The organism is Pseudoalteromonas sp. M58 (assembly GCF_042604605.1).
Taxonomy (GTDB): Bacteria; Pseudomonadota; Gammaproteobacteria; order Enterobacterales; family Alteromonadaceae; genus Pseudoalteromonas; species Pseudoalteromonas tetraodonis.
The window spans coordinates 1,559,153-1,578,347 of record NZ_CP152390.1; the positions used below are offsets into that span (position 1 = coordinate 1,559,153).

Consider the following 19,195-nt stretch of genomic DNA (forward strand, 5'->3'; position numbering starts at 1 on the left):
ATTTTTATTATCAATATGTAAGTACACATTAATGTAACAAAATCGCCTTCATAATCAAATAAATATAAATCTAGGCAACGAGGCCATAAGCAAGATTTTCGTCAATTAAGTATGCAAGCCTTACCTCTTTGTACTTATCTTTCTTGCTATCCATCATTCTCATCCAACCTAAGTAGTTTGGGAGATATTCTGTACCAACACCATTAAACCTTCGCATCCAGCCCCGTAAACGGCTCATATAGCCATTTACGTTCTGGATATGAAATTGACCACCGATCACTCGCTCACCTTTACTGACTATAGTGCGATAATGCTGGATATTTTCTTCCTTGGCGAAAGAACGATAGGCGTGTGCGCCATCGCTACAGAGAATACTGTCGTGATTTACTATTGGTCTCATTGCATTATGAATTTCATCGCTTGAATGTTCTTCAAGTACGAAGTCTGTTAAACCACCGCTTCTATCTACTACGATCAATACAGGGATTTTATCATCAACAGTACGTCTATCGCCCATGCCACCTCGTTTTCTAGGCTTACGATAATATATCGTCTGGTTGCCTTTAAAACTCTCCATGAAAAACATTTCATCAGCTTCGATGATTCCCGCTACTTCTGATGGTTTGCGCTGTGCTGGAGCTTTGAGGAATCTGTGTCGCCATCGAAACGCTGTAGTCTCTGCAACTTCTAAGAGTTCAGCAACTCGTCTAATTGGCAAGCCATCTAACATGTACTCTAGGTTCTTTGCCCAGAGTTCACGCTTTCTCAATCGAGCTAGAGGTGTTTTAGTTAAAGCATTAAAAGTTTTTCCACATGAAGAGTTTTTACATTTGAAGCGTTGTAAGCCAGCAGCCATGCCCCATTTTCCAATTTCCTCATTACCACAGTGAGGGCAAATAACATCATCGCCTTTACATTCATTGATCAGGTTATCAGTATCACCACGTTTGAGGTCTTCAACAACGTGATGGTGTAGCAATCGTTTTTGGTTATGTGTTAGCTTAGATAACGATTCAATTATTAGTGTGAATTGATTTTTCTTCAATGTCCCGACCTCTCTAGCTTTGGGACAATTAATTATAGTACAAATTCAGAGATCAACAACTAACGCAAATAGAGCCAAAAGAAACAACAATTTAATTTAACATCAAACACGTGCATCCAGTTTATCTATGATGTTAAAGTGTGAAAATAATGATCGGATAATTAATTTCTTCACTAACAATAGCATTGATCATTTTTCCTATTTCAAATTAAAAAATACCTACATGGAAGAATAAATATGAATTATATACACACAACCATTGCGCAGTTAAAACAAACGAGCCCTGCGCAATGTGAGTTTTATCAAGCAGTGGAAGAAGTGCTTGACTCACTTGAACCTGTATTTGCGCAAACAAGTCATTACCAACAACAAGCAATTATTCAAAGAATGGTAGAGCCAGAGCGCCAACTAATGTTTCGTGTGCCTTGGGTTGACGATGAGGGCAATATTCAAGTGAATAAAGGCTACCGTATTGAATTTAATTCGGCGTTAGGGCCTTACAAAGGCGGCTTACGTTTTCACCCGAGTGTAAATGCCAGCATTATAAAGTTTTTAGGCTTTGAACAAATTTTTAAAAATGCACTAACAGGTTTGCCTATTGGTGGGGGAAAAGGCGGTGCGAACTTTGATCCTAAAGGACGCTCTGATGGCGAAATTATGCGTTTTTGCCAATCCTTTATGAACGAGCTATACCGCCATATTGGCCCGACTACCGATGTACCTGCCGGCGATATTGGCGTAGGTGCCAGAGAGATTGGCTATATGTTTGGTCAATACAAACGCTTAACAGGGCGTTATGAAGGGGTGCTAACGGGTAAGAGTTTACTTTGGGGTGGATCGCTTGCCCGTAAAGAGGCCACAGGCTATGGCGCTGCCTATTTTGCTAATAATATGCTTGAAGAGCGTAACGATAGCTTATCAGGTAAGCGCTGTTTAATTTCAGGCTCTGGTAATGTGGCTATTTATGCCATGGAAAAGTTATATCAACTTGGTGCAACGCCAATTACCTGTAGTGACTCTAAAGGCACTTTATATGATGAGAATGGTATTGATTTAAAGCTGATAAAACAGCTCAAAGAGCAATCAAGAGGGTGTTTAAGTGACTATTTAGATAGTCATTCACAAGCCAAGTATACGCCTCGCGATGACTACCCAGAGGATGGTCATACGGTATGGCGCTACAGTGCGGATGCTGCGTTTCCTTGCGCCACGCAAAATGAATTGACCGAAGCGGATGCAAAAGCGCTACTTGATAATGGCTGTAAATTAGTATGTGAAGGAGCCAATATGCCCTCAACCAAAGAAGCGATTGATTGCTTCATTGAAGCAAAAATAGCTTATGGCCCGGGTAAAGCGGCTAATGCCGGTGGCGTGGCAACCAGCCAACTAGAAATGGCGCAAAATGCCAGTATGCAAAGCTGGACGTTTGAAGAAGTTGATGAAAAGCTCAAGCAAATAATGAAAGATATTTTCACAACAGCAAGCGATACCGCAAAAGAATTTGATCAGCCCGGTAATCTATTACTAGGCGCTAACATCGCTGGTTTTAGACGTGTAGCCGATGCAATGATTGAACAAGGCGTTGTATAGTAGCGCCTCGGCTATTTAATTAACTCTCTACTTTTATTCGTTATATCCTGAATAAGAATTGTTCAGGATATAGCAAAAATAATGTATAATATTATTTAATAAGGTAAATTTAACTCGCTAATTAATAACAATAAACTATAGTATGGATAAGGATCAGTGAGCTTATTAAGGAGAGTGCAGGTGCGACTTATTCCCGCAATTTTTTATTTTTCAAGTGCGACAGAGCACGACTTCCAAAATCAACTTAATAAAAGCTCAATGCGTCTTGCTGATGCATCACTCTACCTTGTAACACTTTTTTTATTATCTTTTATTTTTATGTCTTGGTTTAATCAACAAGAGCCTGCTAATTCAACCATAACAATTTTACGTGTAGTTATGGTATTGCTATCGATAGTTCTGATTATTATAAATAAAACACTAAGTTCAGAGTACTTACATTCGCGCTTTTTTATTTATGCGGTTTTATTTTGTTTTTTATTTAGTTATTTCTTCTGGGTATATGTTCAGCGTTACGGTGAGTTGAAAGAGGGAGGGCCTATGCTTGTAGCGGCTGCATTTATAGCCATACCGATGCTGCACTTAGGACATAAACTGGTTTTATGGTCAATAATCGGCATTGCCTTGATATTTATTGAGCTTTTTTCTTCTACTTCGATTGTATGGACACTTTATTTTTATTTTAGCATGGTGATTGTATTGGCTATTGTGCAATATCAACTAGATACCTTATTAAGAAAGCAATATAAAGCGGAGTTATTTGAAACGGAAAAAGCCAACACCGATCAGTTAACAGGTATGCATAATCGGCATAGTTTTGATCGGCGCTGTAAAGCATTAATTAACAAGTTAGCGCCATCACAATATTTAGGGTTAGCCATGATTGATGTCGACTATTTTAAAAAATATAACGATAACTACGGCCACTTAGAGGGAGATAACGTACTAATAGCAGTAGCAAACCGATTAAAGCATTGTGACGCTGATATTGTGGTGCGTTTTGGTGGTGAAGAATTCATATTGGTAAAAACATTGCAAGCGAATGAGCTAGATTGGTTAAGTGACTTACCTAAGTGCTTCGCAGACGACCCCATTGCACACCAATATTCACCTTTTAACCGTATTACTGTCTCTGCCGGTATTGCAATTGATCAATACACGACATATAGACCTTCAATAAAATCATTGTTAGCAACAGCTGATGTAGGGGTTTATAAAGCTAAAAATGCAGGACGAAATATCAGTATTACCGATTTTGTTGACCCTAAACAACCTGAAATTGAGTAAGACAATGCAAAGCACTAAGCTGATAGTGCTTCGCATTGAATCGGTTTACGAAAATGCAGATTCGGCGAGCTCTTCTTGCATTTGTTCACGCATTTTAAATTTTTGCAATTTACCGGTTACCGTCATCGGGTAATTTTCAACAAAGCGAATGTATTTAGGTTGTTTAAAGTAGGCGAGTTTGTCCTTTAAAAACAGACGAATTGCTTGCTCATCAAGCACTTCACCTTCTTTAGGCTGGATCCAAGCACAGACTTCTTCGCCAAATTTTTCATCACTAATGCCAAAAATAGCGGCGTCTTGTATACCCGGATAGGTGTAAAGCACTTCTTCAATTTCACGCGGATAAATGTTTTCACCACCACGAATAATCATGTCTTTAATTCTGCCAACAATGCTGACAAAGCCCTCACTGTCCATTACCCCTAAATCGCCCGAGTGCAGCCAGCCGTCATTGTCGATAGTGGCTTTGGTTTTCTCTTCATCATTCCAGTAGCAACGCATAATGCCGGCCCCACGGCTACATACTTCACCAGGCTGCCCGATTTTTTGAATGTCACCAACCTCATCAATAATTTTTACTTCGGTGTGTGCAAGTGCTCGGCCAACCGTAGTGACTTGACGCTCAATAGAAGAGTCGGTTTCGGTAATGTTATTAATTGGGCTGCATTCTGTTTGCCCATAGGCAATTACCACCTGATTCATATTCATGAGTGTTTGTACTTTACGCATCACCTGTTCAGGACAAGTTGAGCCTGCCATAACACCCGTTCGCAGTGTACTTAAGTCATACTCGTTAAAGTTATTAAGCTCTAACTCGCTTATAAACATAGTGGGTACACCATGAAGGCCGGTGCATTTTTCTTGTTGTACCACCTCTAATGTAGTTTTTGGATCAAAAGAATCACTTGGATAAATTGCAGCGGCCCCTTTACTGACACACAATAAACTGCCTAATACCATGCCAAAGCAGTGATATAGCGGAACAGGAATACAGAGCTTATCGCGCTCAGTAAAGTGCATAGCTTGTGCGACTAAAAGCGCATTATTCAATATATTTTTATGCGTCAACGTAGCCCCTTTAGGGTTTCCTGTTGTGCCAGAGGTAAATTGAATATTTATATCTTGATTGCAATCGAGGGTTTTGGCCACCGCTTGCAGTTCTAATTTATGTGCATCGGTGGGCATGCTCATAACCTCATTAAAGGAAAACATCCCATCGACGGGTTCATCACCAATACAAATTACATTTTTTAAAGTGGGTAATTTGACTGCGGTTAACTCACCTTTGTTACAACCGCTAAGCTCAGGAGCTAAACTTTGCAGCATATTAATATAGTGGCTGCCTTTAAATTCAGTGGTGGTTATAAGCGTAGAGCATTCCACACTGTTTAGTGCATATTGCAGTTCACTAGGGCGGTAAGCTGGGTTAATGCATACCATAATGGCACCTATTTTAGCGGTGGCAAATTGTGTTAAGCACCACTGTATATTGTTCGGTGACCAAATACCGACCCGTTCACCAGGTTTTACCCCTAAAGCCAGTAACCCCATAGCAAGTTGATTAATCTGCTGTTGAAATTGCTTATAGCTTAAACGTATATTTTGATGGGCAACGACTACGGCCAGAGCGTCTGGGTTATTGTCGACAATGGCGTCAAAGTAATCGCCTATGGTTTGTTCTACTAATGGTGTGCTCTGAATTCCTTTAAAATAGCTGCTTGATAGCGGTATAGTGTTTATTTGCTCTACTTCTTTTATCACTTTTTGTGTCGCTTTCATGACATACTCCATGTTTTTATTTTTGAGAGGCCTGCTGTTTAAATAAACACGAATTGTCGACAAAAGGAAGAGGGTTAGACTAATGTATTATACCAATCGGCAATAATACTAAATCATTTTGAGGGGGCAAATCAGACGCTAGCTGTGTTAAAAATTTCTCATTTAGAACAACTAACTAACGAAATTTTTGCTTTGATATCGACACGATTTTCCTCCCTCAAATTATATCACTTAGTTAAGCGAATTGGTATTACTGTTTTTATGTAGAATTTAAAGACAAAAAAACGCGTACTCTCTAGCGAATACGCGTTTTTATAAGGATGTAATTAATTTACATTTCGTCGCTGCGATACGTTTTTTTCATGATGTAAACGTAAGCATTAACAAATGCATTTTCTTGATACTTTTTAAGACCGGTGTCTTCAAACGCGATAGGTATCGGATTACGTTTTACTTGTTCTTTTATTTCGGTGGTTGAAAACACACGTACATCGAGATTATCGATTAACTGAATAGCGGTTTCCATTTTGAATCCTTTAGCGCTACCAGCAAACTTACCTTTAGGTTGGCGTTCGCGAATGGCAACCGAATCAATTTGGTAATCTTGCATTAACTTGGCAAAATCAAACTGAAACTTACGCATTACTTCAGTGTCGTTACCGTTACCTAAGGTAAAGCGTGTTTGGCGCACATCACGAATATCAAAAACGTCATTATCTTTACTTAAAATACAAAGTAGTACATCACTACCGGTAATTTCTACACCACATGTTCTCATTGCTAATCTCTACTATAACTTAATTACCCGTTATTATACGCAACACGCATTAAAATGCGAGTTTAAGCACTTACAGTGGTGTTTTTGTTAACGCTTAACGTCCATTCGTCATTTTGATGTAACAAGGTCTGTTTATCTTTGCGGCTAAATGTGCAGCCCTCCTTTTTTTAGCTAAGACAGCGCTATGGTTTGTTTACTTTAAATAGGTGTGAGCGTTGCTCAATTTTTTACTTAGCGCCAGGTGATAGCTCCCGGGCTTTAACTAAATCGCCCCTAGATTGAACAAATCCTAATACAGAAAGCCAACAGACTCTTATTAAACGTTATTAATTGCACTTTTATGGTAAAATAGGGTGGCTTTTAATAGCTTAAAACTTGTAATTAATGCTGCAGCACGCGACAATAACTCTCTTGTAGTTGAGCAGACTCAGCATCTACATTAGCCATTTTTGGCGAAAAATAGTCAATGCTTATTCGTAAAAGCGTTGTCGAGTCATTCTCATTTAATTAATTAAAAATACACGTGATACATTGTAGGTGTCACCACTGTATGTAAGGATTTATAATGCCAGTTATTACTCTTCCTGACGGTAGTCAGCGTAGTTTTGAAAACCCTGTAAGCACACTTGATGTAGCAAACGATATAGGCCCAGGTCTTGCTAAAGCCACCATTGCGGGTCGTGTTAATGGCGAACGCGTAGATGCGTGTGATTTAATTAGTGACGATTCTCGTCTTGAGATCATTACCGCAAAAGACGACGATGGCCTAGAGATTATTCGCCACTCGTGTGCGCACTTAATTGGTCATGCTGTTAAACAACTTTTTCCTGATGCAAAAATGGCGATTGGTCCAACAATTGATAACGGTTTTTACTACGATATTGATATGGAACATTCGTTATCTCAAGATGATCTTGATGCCATTGAAAAACGTATGCTACAGCTCGCAAAAACAAACTACGACGTAGTGAAAAAAACCGTTAGCTGGCAAGAAGCGCGCGACACTTTTGCAGCGCGTGGCGAAACATACAAAATTGAAATACTAGACGAAAATATCGCACAAGATGACCGTCCAGGTTTATATCATCACGAAGAATACATCGATATGTGTCGTGGTCCTCATGTGCCAAACATGAAGTTTTGTCAAAACTTTAAAATTATGAAAGTGGCCGGCGCATACTGGCGCGGTGATTCTGAAAACAAAATGCTACAGCGTATTTACGGCACAGCATGGGGCGATAAAAAGCAACTTAAAGCGTATTTAAAGCGTTTAGAAGAGGCTGAGAAGCGCGATCACCGTCGTATCGGTAAAGCACTCGATTTATGGCACTGGCAAGAAGAAGCGCCAGGTATGGTATTTTGGCACAACGATGGTTGGAGCATTTACCGCGAGCTAGAAGATTTTGTGCGTGAAAAATTACGTGAGTACCAATACGAAGAAGTGAAAGGTCCAATGATGATGGATCGCTCTTTGTGGGAAAAATCAGGGCATTGGGAAAAGTATTCAGAAGCCATGTTTACCACGGAATCTGAAAAGCGTGAATACGCAATCAAGCCAATGAACTGTCCAGGTCACGTACAAATATTTAACCAAGGTTTAAAATCATACCGTGATTTACCACTGCGTATGGCTGAGTTTGGTTGTTGTCACCGTAATGAACCATCAGGCGCGCTTCATGGCTTAATGCGTGTACGCGGCTTTACCCAAGATGATGCTCATGTATTTTGTACAGAAGAGCAAATCATGGATGAAGTATCGGCCTGTATTAAAATGGTTTACGATACCTATGAAACATTTGGTTTCGAAAAAATTGTAGTTAAACTTTCAACTCGCCCAGAGCAACGTATTGGCGAAGATGAAATGTGGGATAAAGCAGAGCTTGCACTTGCTGACGCACTTAAAGCAAATGACATTGAATTTGATTATTTACCAGGTGAAGGGGCGTTTTATGGCCCTAAAATTGAATTTACTTTGTACGATTGCTTAGACAGAGCGTGGCAGTGTGGTACAGTGCAACTAGATTTTGCATTACCGGGTCGTTTGGGCGCTACTTATGTAGCTGAAAATAACGAACGTCGCACACCTGTTATGATACACCGCGCTATTTTAGGGTCTATTGAGCGCTTTATCGGTATCTTAACAGAAGAGTACGCTGGTTTATTCCCAACGTGGCTTGCGCCTAAGCAAGTGGTGATTATGAATATCACCGATAAACAAGCACCTTATGTGCAGGAAATTGTACAAAAATTAAATAAACTTGGAATTAGAGCCGCTGCTGACTTGAGAAATGAGAAGATTGGCTTTAAAATCCGAGAACATACACTTAAGCGTATTCCTTACTTACTGGTTGTTGGCGATAAAGAAGTTGAACAACGAGAAGTAGCAGTACGAACTCGCACAGGTGAAGACCTAGGCAAATTTAATGTCGATGATTTTATCGCTAAAATCAGTGAAGAAATCAAAAATCGACAGTAAAAATCGAGCGTGTAGGGCAATCTCAAACAGCCAACTACACGCTTATATTATTGATATTCTTGGAGGAACGTACCATTAGAGGCGGCAAGAAAGGGCAACAAACAGCTCAAAAAAATCGTATTAACGAAGAAATTACAGCGCTAGAAGTTCGTTTAATCGACATCGACGGCGAACAAGCTGGAATTCAGTCATTAAAAGACGCGCAAGCTATGGCTGATGCAGCGGGTGTTGATCTTGTAGAGATCAGTCCAAACGCTGAGCCGCCTGTTTGTAAGGTTATGGACTACGGTAAGTTCATCTTTGAAAAAAGCAAAGAACTAAAAGAGCAGAAGAAGAAGCAAAAGCAAATCCAGATTAAAGAAATCAAATTCCGTCCGGGAACGGATGAAGGCGATTATCAGGTTAAGCTGCGCAACTTACGTAAGTTCTTAGAAGCTGGCGATAAAGCTAAGATAACTATCCGCTTCCGTGGTCGTGAAATGGCTCACCAAGAAATTGGTATCGAATTATTAAACCGTATTAAAACCGATTTAGAAGAGTTAGCAGTTGTTGAGTCTTTCCCAAATCGTGTTGAAGGTCGTCAAATGGTTATGATGATGGCACCGGTTGCTAAAAAGTAATAATTAGGCGATAATACGCACCGAATTTAGCTCAGGTTTGCAAGTGATGTGGAAATGTCCACCTGAGTTAACCGGTTTTAAAGTAAAATTGCGGTATTTATATCGGGTTTTCACCGGAACATAGCAGTAAGTTAGGCCTTTAAAGTGGAGCTATAGCAATATATCTCACGCCTTCTTACTAAATTTAAAGCAATACAATTGGAGTTATTGCAATGGCTTACAAGCTAAAAAGTCACAGAGGCGCAGCTAAGCGTTTCAAAAAGACTGCTTCTGGCGGTTTCAAGCGTAAACAAGCGCATCTTCGTCACATTCTGACTAAGAAAACTTCTAAGCGTAAGTTACACCTACGTCCTAAGATGATGGTTCATAAAAATGACCATGGTCTAGTTTCACGTATGTTACCATTCGCTTAATAGGGGTTTTTAGAAATGGCAAGAGTTAAACGCGGCGTTGTCGCACGTGCACGTCACAAAAAAGTTTTAAAACAAGCGAAAGGTTACTACGGAGCACGTTCACGTGTTTACCGCGTAGCTTTCCAGGCTGTTACTAAAGCGGGTCAATACGCTTACCGTGACCGCCGTGCTAAGAAACGTACTTTCCGTCAACTATGGATTGCACGTATCAATGCTGCTTCACGTCAAAATGGTCTGTCTTACAGCCGTTTTATCAATGGTCTTAAAAAGACATCTGTAGAAATCGATCGTAAGATCCTTGCAGATATCGCTGTTTACGACCAAGTTGCATTCGCAGCGCTTGTAGCAAAAGCAAAAGAAGGCCTAGCGGCAGCTTAAGTTTTTGTATAAGTAATGAAAAGGAGCCCATGGCTCCTTTTTTTGTGCCTGTAATTTATTATCTTTTTTATGCGCTTGTAGGCTTTTTCCTTTATTTATTACCGTTGTGTGTTCGTTTTTTTAGGTACTTATTAGCCCTTTTTATTCAGTAGATGTTGATAGCGTGGCTGGGCTGCAACTAAAAATGCCGTTGGCTGTATTTTTTTGTTGAACCACCGCAGTTTTGGCAACTAGAAAAGTTTAATTGCTATAATTTTTCTTAATTAATGGGTTTGTTAGAGAAGTATATGTTTATAAGTTTATTGGTTTTATCTGCAAGTATGGCAAATAGCAATCATTTACCGCCATTATTACCATGGGAAGGTAGTAGTACCTCACTATTGCAACAACAGGGACCCTTAACCACAGACTTTGAAATTTCTGCAGGAGTCTCGTCTCCCAATTATGCTGATACCATGGCATTTGTTGATAGATTAGTGGCGGCGAATCCCACTCAATTTAAATCAAAAACGATTGGCTATAGTAATAGTAAACGAGCAATAAAAATGTTGATTGCCAGCGAACAAGGTTTTTTTAATGCGGGTCAAATGGCCAATAGCACCAAACCAACCGTGCTTATTCAGGCTGGTATTCACGCTGGTGAGATTGATGGTAAAGATGCGATGTTTATGCTGCTTAGAGATATTGCTACGGGTAAACGACGCGATATATTAAAAAAGGTAAACATTTTATTTATCCCAATATTAAACGTTGATGGTCACGAGCGTAGTAGTGCGTTTAATCGTATTAATCAGCGTGGCCCTGTAAAAATGGGTTTTAGAACAAACGCAAATAATCTTAATTTAAATCGTGATTACACTAAGCTTGATACGCCAGAGATTAAAAGCGTCCTTCAAGTAATTAATGATTATAATCCGAATTTGTATATTGACGTACACGTGACTGATGGGGCTGATTACCAATACGATGTAACCTATGGCTATAACCCGGTATTTGCTAGCGAGTCGCCTGCCATTTCAGATGCGCTTAACCGTTATTTTAAACCAATGATTGATCAAACCCTCACTGAGCAAGGCCATATTCCGGGCCCTTTAGTGTTTGTTATGGATAAGCAAGAATTTAAATCAGGGCTGGCCGGTTGGGTTGCCACACCGCGGTTTTCAAACGGGTGGGGTGATTTAAAGTCATTGCCTACCATTTTAGTTGAAAACCATTCTTTAAAGCCATACAAACAACGCGTGTTAGGGACTTATGTGTTTATAGATGGTGCTATTGAAGCATTATCAGCGCATAAAGATAAACTCGCTAATGCAGTAAAAAAAGAACAAGAATTTGTTCCTAAGCAATTAATTGTTAAGCGTGGTTATTCTGAGCAGCCTGATCATATCGCGTTTAAAGGTATTGCTTATTCTAAAAGCCTGAGCCCATTGTCAAATCAACAAGAAGTAAGCTATTTGGGTAAAAAACAGGATTATGACAAGCTGCCTATTTTTTGGCAAAAAGAGGTGCAGCACACGGTTGAAGTACCAAAATCATTTTTTATTCCACCTGTTTACACCGATATTATTGAGAAATTAGCCCTGCATGGGGTGTCAGTTAATAAGCTCAGTGGTGCCAACACTCAGCCATTAAAAATGGCAAAAGTAGCGCAATATAGTTTTGATAAAGCGCCATTTGAAGGGCGTTTTAGAGTGTCGGCTAGTTTTGATTATGTACCAGCTACAAATGTGGATTTAGATGGTTGGTTTGAAGTGAGTACGCAGCAAAAGGCAGGAGAGTTAGCTGTCCACTTGCTACATCCTGAAGCACCAGATTCATTTTTTGCTTGGGGGGAGTTTAATACTATTTTTCAGCGCACTGAATATATGGAAAATTATGCTTTGATACCGTTTGCTGAAAAAATGCTTGCTGATGACCCCAAATTAGCCCAAGAATTTGATAAAAAAGTAAACCAGGATAAAGACTTTGCTAAGAACGCTGAAGCACGTTTAAATTGGTTATATGAGCATAGCCCATTTTATGATCAAGCTTATTTGAAATACCCAGTTTTAATGTCATACGAAGAGAATATAGTTATTCCAGCACAAAAAGATAAAGAAATATAAGATGAAAATAATCACTATTCCCGTAACCCCGTTTATGCAAAATTGCCGCATTATAGTATGTGAACAAACCCAGCAAGCTGTCGTGGTCGACCCTGGCGGTGATGCTGACAAAATTAATGCATCACTTAAGCAGCATAATTTATCATTGGCAGCGATTTGGTTAACCCATGGGCATTTAGATCATGTAGGCGCTGCGCATAATTTACGCGAGCAACACAAGGTAAAGATGATTGGGCCTCATGAGGATGAACGTTTTTGGTTCGACAATTTACCGATGCAAGCCACTATGTTTGGCTTTAAACCGATCAACTCCTTCTATCCTGATGAATGGTTAGCCCATGGTGATAGTATCAAGGTTGGGCAGCTTGAGTTTAAAGTACTTCATTGCCCAGGGCATACGCCAGGCCATGTTGTGTTTTATCAACAAGCACACAATACGGTTATCGTCGGGGATGTTATTTTCAAAGGTTCAATAGGGCGTACCGACTTTCCTAAAGGCGACAGCAAGCAGCTAATCGACTCTATAATGCAACATATCATGACATTACCACCGAACACTGCAATTTTAAGTGGCCATGGTGACAACACCCATATTGCTCATGAACAGGCTACTAACCCATTTGTAAGTGGCCAGTTTGGTTGATGTGCATATTTGTTAAAAATAAGCAGACTGCTTTTTAAAAAGGCTGTATAATTTAACCAATTTATTAGATAAATAAGAAATAAAATGTCTCTAAATCACGTAGATCGCCAAATATTGGCACTTTTACAACAAGATGCAAGTTTATCAACTGCTGAGATTGCAGACAAAGTCGGACTTTCTCAGTCTCCTTGTTGGCGTCGTATTGCTAAATTAGAACAAGATGGCTACATCAAAAGTAAAGTCGCATTGCTTGATGAAAAAAAGCTGGGCTTTGATATGTTGGTTTACGCCCATGTACGTTTATCAAACCATGGTAAAAAGAATTTAGCTGAGTTTGAAAAATTAATACTTAGCTATGATGAAGTGACTGAATGTTACACCATGGCTGGCACTATGGACTTTATGTTGCGTATTATTTCTCAAGGCATAGAAGGTTATGAGCACTTTGTACGCGATAACTTGCTTAGCTTAGAATATGTACAAGAGGTTCATTCTAATGTGACCATGACGTGTGTTAAACGAAGCACGGCACTGCCACTTTAAACTTTACTAAGCAGCTAAAAACACACAGGCTGAATTAACTATAATTGTGAAATGAGCGCTAATTTGATAAAATCTAGCGCTTTTTTTGTTAGCGAAATAAAACTGAGGAACTCAATGTTTAACTTACTCAGCAGAGCGCCAAGCTCTGCTAAAAACGATATTCTCTCTGGATTGACAGTGGCACTTGCCTTGATCCCAGAAGCTGTTGCATTTGCCTTTGTTGCAAATGTAGAACCTCTTGTTGGTTTATACGCCGCATTTATTGTGGGCTTAATTACGGCTATTTTTGGTGGTCGTCCGGGTATGATTTCGGGTGCAACCGGTGCATTAGCGGTTGTGATGGTAAGTTTAGTACTTGATCACGGAGTGGAATACCTATTTGCCACTGTGTTGCTGATGGGACTACTACAAATATTGGCTGGGGTATTTAAGCTCGGTAAATTTATTCGTATGGTTCCGCATCCTGTTATGCTCGGTTTCGTTAACGGTTTAGCGATTGTTATATTTTTAGCCCAGCTTGGACAGTTTAAAGTGCCTGATGGTGCTGGCGGCCAAATGTGGATGACGGGCAGTGCGCTTTACATCATGTTAGGTTTAGTGGCGCTAACGATGGCAATTATTCACTTTTTACCAAAATTAACTACCGCAGTGCCTTCATCACTGGTTGCTATTGTTACTGTAACGGGTTTAGTGATTGGTCTTGATTTAGAAGCACGTACGGTACTTGATTTCTTAAAAGGCATGACAGGAAATGAAGCTGCAACCATTGCCGGTGGCTTACCACAGTTTCATATTCCTATGGTCCCTTTTAACCTAGAAACACTACGAATTATCTTTCCATATGCGCTTATTCTTGCAGCAATTGGCTTAATTGAATCGCTGTTAACGCTAAGCTTGATTGACGAAATTACAGAAACCCGTGGCCATTCTAATAAAGAATGTATTGGCCAAGGTGCGGCCAATGTCACATGTGGTTTCTTTGGTGCAATGGGTGGCTGTGCCATGATTGGCCAATCTATGATCAACATTAATTCAGGTGGACGTTCGCGTTTATCAGGTATTAGTGCCGCATTGATGTTACTTGCATTTATTATCTTCGCTTCAAGCTTAATCGAAATGATCCCACTGGCCGCATTAGTTGGGGTTATGTTTATGGTGGTGCTGGGTACGTTTGAATGGGCGAGTTTCAAAATGATGAAACGCGTGCCTTTATCTGATGCTTTTGTGATTGTATTAGTTTCGGGTGTAACGGTTATTACCGACCTTGCGATTGCGGTGTGTGTAGGTGTTATTGTCTCTGCGTTAGTGTTTGCATGGCAGCATGCAAAACATATTTACACAACTAACTATATTGATAAAGAAGGTTCAAAAGTGTACGAGCTACATGGGCCTTTATTTTTTGGTTCGGTTAAAAACTTTGCTGATTTATTTGATGTTAAGAATGACCCTAAAGATGTGATTGTTGAGTTTAAATACAGTCGCGTTGCGGATCATAGTGCGATTGAGGCCATCGACAGCTTAGCTGACAAATACAATAAAGCGGGTAAAAAGCTGCACTTGCGTCACTTAAGTAAAGACTGTACAGAACTACTTCATAAAGCACGTGACTTAGTTGAAGTGAACGTAATTGAAGATCCGACTTATAAAGTTGCTTCAGATAAGCTTGCTTAAAAAATAAAAGTAAACATTGATAAGCGAAAGGTGGATGCCTTTCGCTTTTTTTATGCGCTTTAAACCATCCGCAAGGGGTAATTGCAACACGAGTTTTAGCCTGTTTAACGTAACAACTAAACCAGAACTGAACATCCATCCTGTATTTATTTAATTTATTGTTTGCGATAGGGCTATTAAAAAGTAAGACAGTTGGTAGTGCTATACCCGACGATAAATCGATATAATAGTGACAAATTTACAAGGTAATAATTAATTTTGAATTGGCAGTCTTTAATTGATAACAGACAACGTTTTTTCTGGCTTTTGCAAATTGCAGGCTGGATAGGTTATGCGTTAGTTAACTATATTGGTTCTAAAGTATTCGAAATGCGTGATATTTACGTATTCGTTATTTTACTAAACGCCTATGCGGGCTGTTTAATGACTGTGCCTCTGCGTTATATTTATCGCAAAATTTGGAATGCCTCACCTTGGGTATTAATTATTGTTGTATTTGGCGCCTCTTATATAACCGGTACATTATGGGCCGTGGTGCAAAAGTTTAACCTGTGGGAAATTTATCGCCACGGATACCGTCCTGAAGAATGGTTTTATTATTTACAACAAGGACTTGATTCTGTTTATATTATTTTGTGTTGGAGTGGTTTGTACTTTGGGGTTAAGTATTACCAGTTATTACAAAGTGAACGTCAAAAAGCCTTAAAAGCGACCACAATGGCGCACGAAGCGCAGTTAAAAATGCTTAGATACCAGCTAAATCCTCATTTTTTGTTTAATACGCTCAATGCAATATCAACCTTAGTTTTGGTAAAAGAAAATAAAGATGCTAACTTGATGGTATCTAAATTGAGTGACTTTTTACGCTATACGCTTAATACTGATCCAATTAAAAAAGTGCCGCTGGAGCAAGAGTTACATGCATTAATGCTCTATTTAGAAATTGAACGTGTACGTTTTGATGAGCGCTTACAAGTTAATGTGGACGTGAGTGAGCAGGCCAAACAAGCATTAGTGCCGAGCTTAATATTACAACCGATCATCGAAAATGCCATTAAGTACGCCATTGCCCATATGTCAGAAGGTGGTGTTATTGATATAAAAGCGCAAGTTTTTGCTAATGAATTATTACTTGAAGTGGGCGATAATGGGCCTGGCACTGATATTGAAAATGGTCAGTTAGTTAATGCACAAGGCGTAGGGGTAGCAAACACCCGAGACAGATTAAAAACGCTCTACGAAAATAATTACTCGTTTGTATTATCACATAATACGCCAAGTGGATTAAAAGTTAATCTGCGAGTCCCGTTTGAGAAGGCTGTGAAGAAATGACAAGAATAAAAACGCTTATTGTTGATGATGAACCATTAGCACGTAAAGGTTTAGCCGTCAGGCTTGAAGAGTTTTCTGATATTGAAGTGATCAAACTGTGTAGTTCAGGTTTTGATGCGATTGAAAGTTGTAAAAACGAAAAAATTGATCTTGTCTTTCTTGATATTCAAATGCCTGGTATGAACGGTTTTGAAGTCGCACGTGCTTTAAGTGAAAGCAGTAAAGATTTACCTGCCATTGTGTTTGTTACGGCGTTTGATCACTTTGCTGTTAAAGCATTTGAAATTCATGCTTTAGATTACATTTTAAAACCCGTTGATGATAACAGGTTAAAACAGGCGGTAGAAAAAGTGCATACCTATTTAAAAACTCAGCAGGATAACGCCCATAAGAAAAAACTAGCGAGCTTCGTAGCAGGGATAACAGGCAATAACTGCGAAGAAATTTTAAAGAAATTAGCCACAGGCGATACCCTTACGGATCGTCGTTATCCTGAGTCATTGGCCGTAAAAGAGCAGGGCGAAATTGTCAGAGTACCCGTTGCTACTATACAGTGGGTAGATGCGGCAGGTGATTACATGTGTCTGCATTGCCAAGATGGGCAAACGCATATATTACGTAAAACCATGAAAGAGCTTGAACAAGAATTAGATCCAAGCTTATTTGTACGTGTTCATCGCAGCGCGATTGTTAACACCAAACAAATTAGCAAGCTGGTAACTCAGGTTAGTGGTGAATATTTATTAGTGTTAGATAACGGACAAGAGCTTAAAGTAAGTAGAAGTTACCGTGATAAAGTAAAAGCAGCACTGGCTAGCTAACTTTAATAAATAACATAAAAAAACGCGAGCTTTTAGCTCGCGTTTTTTTATGCGCGTTACAGTTACGAAACCGTGACTATTTTCATCGTGTTGGTTGCACCAATCGTTTCCATCGCATCACCGTGGGTAATAATCACGGTATCGCCTGCTTGTAAAGAGCCTGCGGCTACAAGTGTGCTTAATGCATCTTTAACCATGCTATCTTTTTCACATTTTGTAGAGTCAAAAAATACAGGGTAAACACCACGATACAGTGCTGTTTGACCTAATGTACTTGCATGACGTGAAAGTGAATAAATAGGCAGTCCAGAGCTAATTCGCGACATCAATTTTGCCGTGCTACCCGACTCAGTCAAGGTGATAATCGCTTTAACAGAGTCTAAGTGGTTAGCTGCATACATAGCTGATAAGGCAATTGATTCGGCATTAGAAGAAAAACGGCTGTCTAAACGATGTTTAGAAACGTGTGTTTCTTTTTGCGACTCAGCACCTAGACAAACACGCGCCATAGTAGCAACGGTTTCTTCCGGGTAATCACCAGCGGCTGTTTCAGCAGAAAGCATCACTGCATCTGTGCCATCAAGTACTGCATTGGCAACATCCATAACTTCTGCGCGTGTTGGCATAGGGTTATCGATCATCGATTCCATCATTTGCGTAGCGGTTACTACGGTACGATTTAATGAACGAGCACGACGAATAATGAGTTTTTGTTTACCCATTAGTGCAGCATCACCAATTTCAACACCTAAGTCGCCACGGGCAACCATAACAGCGTCAGAGGCTAAAATAATGTCATCAACTGCTTCTTGTGTTTCTACTGCTTCAGCACGCTCAATTTTAGCTAAAAGCTGTGCATTAGAGCCTGCAGCCTCCGCTAATGAACGCACATAACGCATATCATCGCCACTGCGAGGAAAAGAAACCGCAATGTAATCAACGCCAATTTCAGCAGCGGTGATTAAATCTTCTTTATCTTTTTCCGTAAATGCAGGTGCTGTTAAGCCTCCACCTAAACGGTTAATCCCTTTATTATTAGAAAGTACGCCGCCAACAGTCACAATGGTATGAACTAAGTGACCTTCAACACTTTCTACGGTGAGTTGAATTAAGCCATCGTTTAATAGCAATAAATCACCTGGGGCAACATCTTGTGGTAGCTCTTTGTAGTCAATACCGACGGCGTTAATATCGCCTTGGCCTTTTTCCATTTTGGCATCAAGAATAAATTTTGCACCAACAGATAAGGTCACTTTGCCTTCTTTGAAGGTTGAAACGCGAATTTTTGGGCCTTGTAAGTCAGCGAGAATCGCGATGTGCTTACCAAGTTTAGTTGCAATATCTCGAACAGCTTGTGCACGGTCTTTATGATCTTGTGCAACACCGTGTGAGAAATTTAATCGAACGACATTTGCGCCTGCACGAATAATTTTTTCTAAGTTATTATCTCTATCTGTTGCAGGTCCAAGTGTCGCGACTATTTTTGTACGTCTTAACATTAAATTCTCCTGTGTGCTTTTTTTAAGCAAGTTGACGGTTATTTTGTTTTTAGCGATTACTAATAAAGAGCAATCTTTAGTTTTATGCAATTTTTATAACATTGCGACTATTATATACAAAATGAATATGTCATCATTATGACACCGGTGTCACAGGGCGTCAATGATCTAAAAATTTAAATAGCACTGCTATTTCTTCCCCTGAGAGGGCGGTT

The 19,195-nt window shown here is 39.7% G+C and carries 16 protein-coding genes; 12 read left to right on the forward strand and 4 right to left on the reverse strand.

Features of this window, described 5'->3' with window-relative positions; translation table 11 throughout:
- Positions 1-70: 70 nt before the first annotated feature.
- Positions 71-1,045 carry an IS1595-like element ISPesp2 family transposase gene (locus tag AAGD16_RS07160; RefSeq protein ID WP_377114587.1) on the reverse strand — a complete coding sequence of 325 codons (975 nt, stop codon included), beginning with the start codon at positions 1,043-1,045 and terminating at the stop codon, positions 71-73.
- Positions 1,046-1,282: 237 nt separating this feature from the next.
- On the opposite strand from AAGD16_RS07160, the gene gdhA reads away from it, so the two are divergent.
- Both gdhA and AAGD16_RS07170 read left to right on the forward strand, forming a co-directional pair.
- Positions 1,283-2,635 (forward strand): NADP-specific glutamate dehydrogenase, encoded by a 1,353-nt coding sequence (gene gdhA / locus AAGD16_RS07165; RefSeq protein ID WP_028835295.1) that lies wholly within the window; start codon positions 1,283-1,285, stop codon positions 2,633-2,635.
- A gap of 180 nt (positions 2,636-2,815) precedes the next feature.
- The gene (locus AAGD16_RS07170; protein WP_377114590.1) at positions 2,816-3,922 is read left to right on the forward strand and encodes a GGDEF domain-containing protein; all 1,107 of its coding nucleotides are present in this window, start codon (positions 2,816-2,818) and stop codon (positions 3,920-3,922) included.
- A gap of 45 nt (positions 3,923-3,967) precedes the next feature.
- Here AAGD16_RS07170 and AAGD16_RS07175 read toward each other — a convergent pair whose 3' ends face one another.
- Together AAGD16_RS07175 and AAGD16_RS07180 are read right to left on the reverse strand one after the other, a co-directional pair.
- The gene (locus AAGD16_RS07175; RefSeq protein WP_377114593.1) at positions 3,968-5,701 is read right to left on the reverse strand and encodes an AMP-binding protein; all 1,734 of its coding nucleotides are present in this window, start codon (positions 5,699-5,701) and stop codon (positions 3,968-3,970) included.
- A 331-nt stretch (positions 5,702-6,032) separates the two neighbouring features.
- Positions 6,033-6,479: a DUF3010 family protein gene (locus tag AAGD16_RS07180; RefSeq protein WP_008110482.1), complete on the reverse strand. Its 447-nt coding sequence runs from the start codon at positions 6,477-6,479 to the stop codon at positions 6,033-6,035.
- Positions 6,480-7,044: 565 nt separating this feature from the next.
- Here AAGD16_RS07180 and thrS point away from each other — a divergent pair.
- From thrS to AAGD16_RS07230, 10 genes are all read left to right on the forward strand, one after another.
- A complete protein-coding gene (gene thrS / locus AAGD16_RS07185; protein ID WP_377114597.1) occupies positions 7,045-8,955 on the forward strand; it encodes a threonine--tRNA ligase in 1,911 nt (636 codons plus the stop codon).
- A 59-nt stretch (positions 8,956-9,014) separates the two neighbouring features.
- A complete protein-coding gene (gene infC, locus AAGD16_RS07190; RefSeq protein ID WP_008110479.1) occupies positions 9,015-9,575 on the forward strand; it encodes a translation initiation factor IF-3 in 561 nt (186 codons plus the stop codon).
- A gap of 212 nt (positions 9,576-9,787) precedes the next feature.
- Positions 9,788-9,988 carry a 50S ribosomal protein L35 gene (gene rpmI, locus AAGD16_RS07195; RefSeq protein WP_004587840.1) on the forward strand — a complete coding sequence of 67 codons (201 nt, stop codon included), beginning with the start codon at positions 9,788-9,790 and terminating at the stop codon, positions 9,986-9,988.
- A 15-nt stretch (positions 9,989-10,003) separates the two neighbouring features.
- Complete coding sequence (gene rplT, locus AAGD16_RS07200) at positions 10,004-10,366, forward strand: 50S ribosomal protein L20 (RefSeq protein WP_008110477.1); 363 nt, start codon at positions 10,004-10,006, stop codon at positions 10,364-10,366.
- 287 nt (positions 10,367-10,653) lie between these two features.
- Positions 10,654-12,471 (forward strand): M14 family metallopeptidase, encoded by a 1,818-nt coding sequence (locus AAGD16_RS07205; protein ID WP_377114601.1) that lies wholly within the window; start codon positions 10,654-10,656, stop codon positions 12,469-12,471.
- 1 nt (position 12,472) lies between these two features.
- Complete coding sequence (locus AAGD16_RS07210; protein ID WP_377114604.1) at positions 12,473-13,114, forward strand: MBL fold metallo-hydrolase; 642 nt, start codon at positions 12,473-12,475, stop codon at positions 13,112-13,114.
- 84 nt (positions 13,115-13,198) lie between these two features.
- A complete protein-coding gene (locus AAGD16_RS07215; RefSeq protein ID WP_008110469.1) occupies positions 13,199-13,657 on the forward strand; it encodes an Lrp/AsnC family transcriptional regulator in 459 nt (152 codons plus the stop codon).
- 114 nt (positions 13,658-13,771) lie between these two features.
- On the forward strand, positions 13,772-15,328 hold the full coding sequence (locus AAGD16_RS07220; protein WP_377114608.1) for a SulP family inorganic anion transporter: 1,557 nt from the start codon (positions 13,772-13,774) through the stop codon (positions 15,326-15,328).
- A gap of 258 nt (positions 15,329-15,586) precedes the next feature.
- Positions 15,587-16,660 (forward strand): sensor histidine kinase, encoded by a 1,074-nt coding sequence (locus AAGD16_RS07225; protein WP_008110465.1) that lies wholly within the window; start codon positions 15,587-15,589, stop codon positions 16,658-16,660.
- On the forward strand, positions 16,657-17,481 hold the full coding sequence (locus tag AAGD16_RS07230; protein ID WP_008110464.1) for a LytTR family DNA-binding domain-containing protein: 825 nt from the start codon (positions 16,657-16,659) through the stop codon (positions 17,479-17,481). Before AAGD16_RS07225 ends, AAGD16_RS07230 begins: the two co-directional genes overlap by 4 nt.
- A 62-nt stretch (positions 17,482-17,543) precedes the next feature.
- Here the strand turns inward: AAGD16_RS07230 and pyk are convergent, their stop codons facing one another.
- Positions 17,544-18,980: a pyruvate kinase gene (gene pyk, locus AAGD16_RS07235; RefSeq protein WP_008112452.1), complete on the reverse strand. Its 1,437-nt coding sequence runs from the start codon at positions 18,978-18,980 to the stop codon at positions 17,544-17,546.
- Positions 18,981-19,195: the final 215 nt, after the last annotated feature.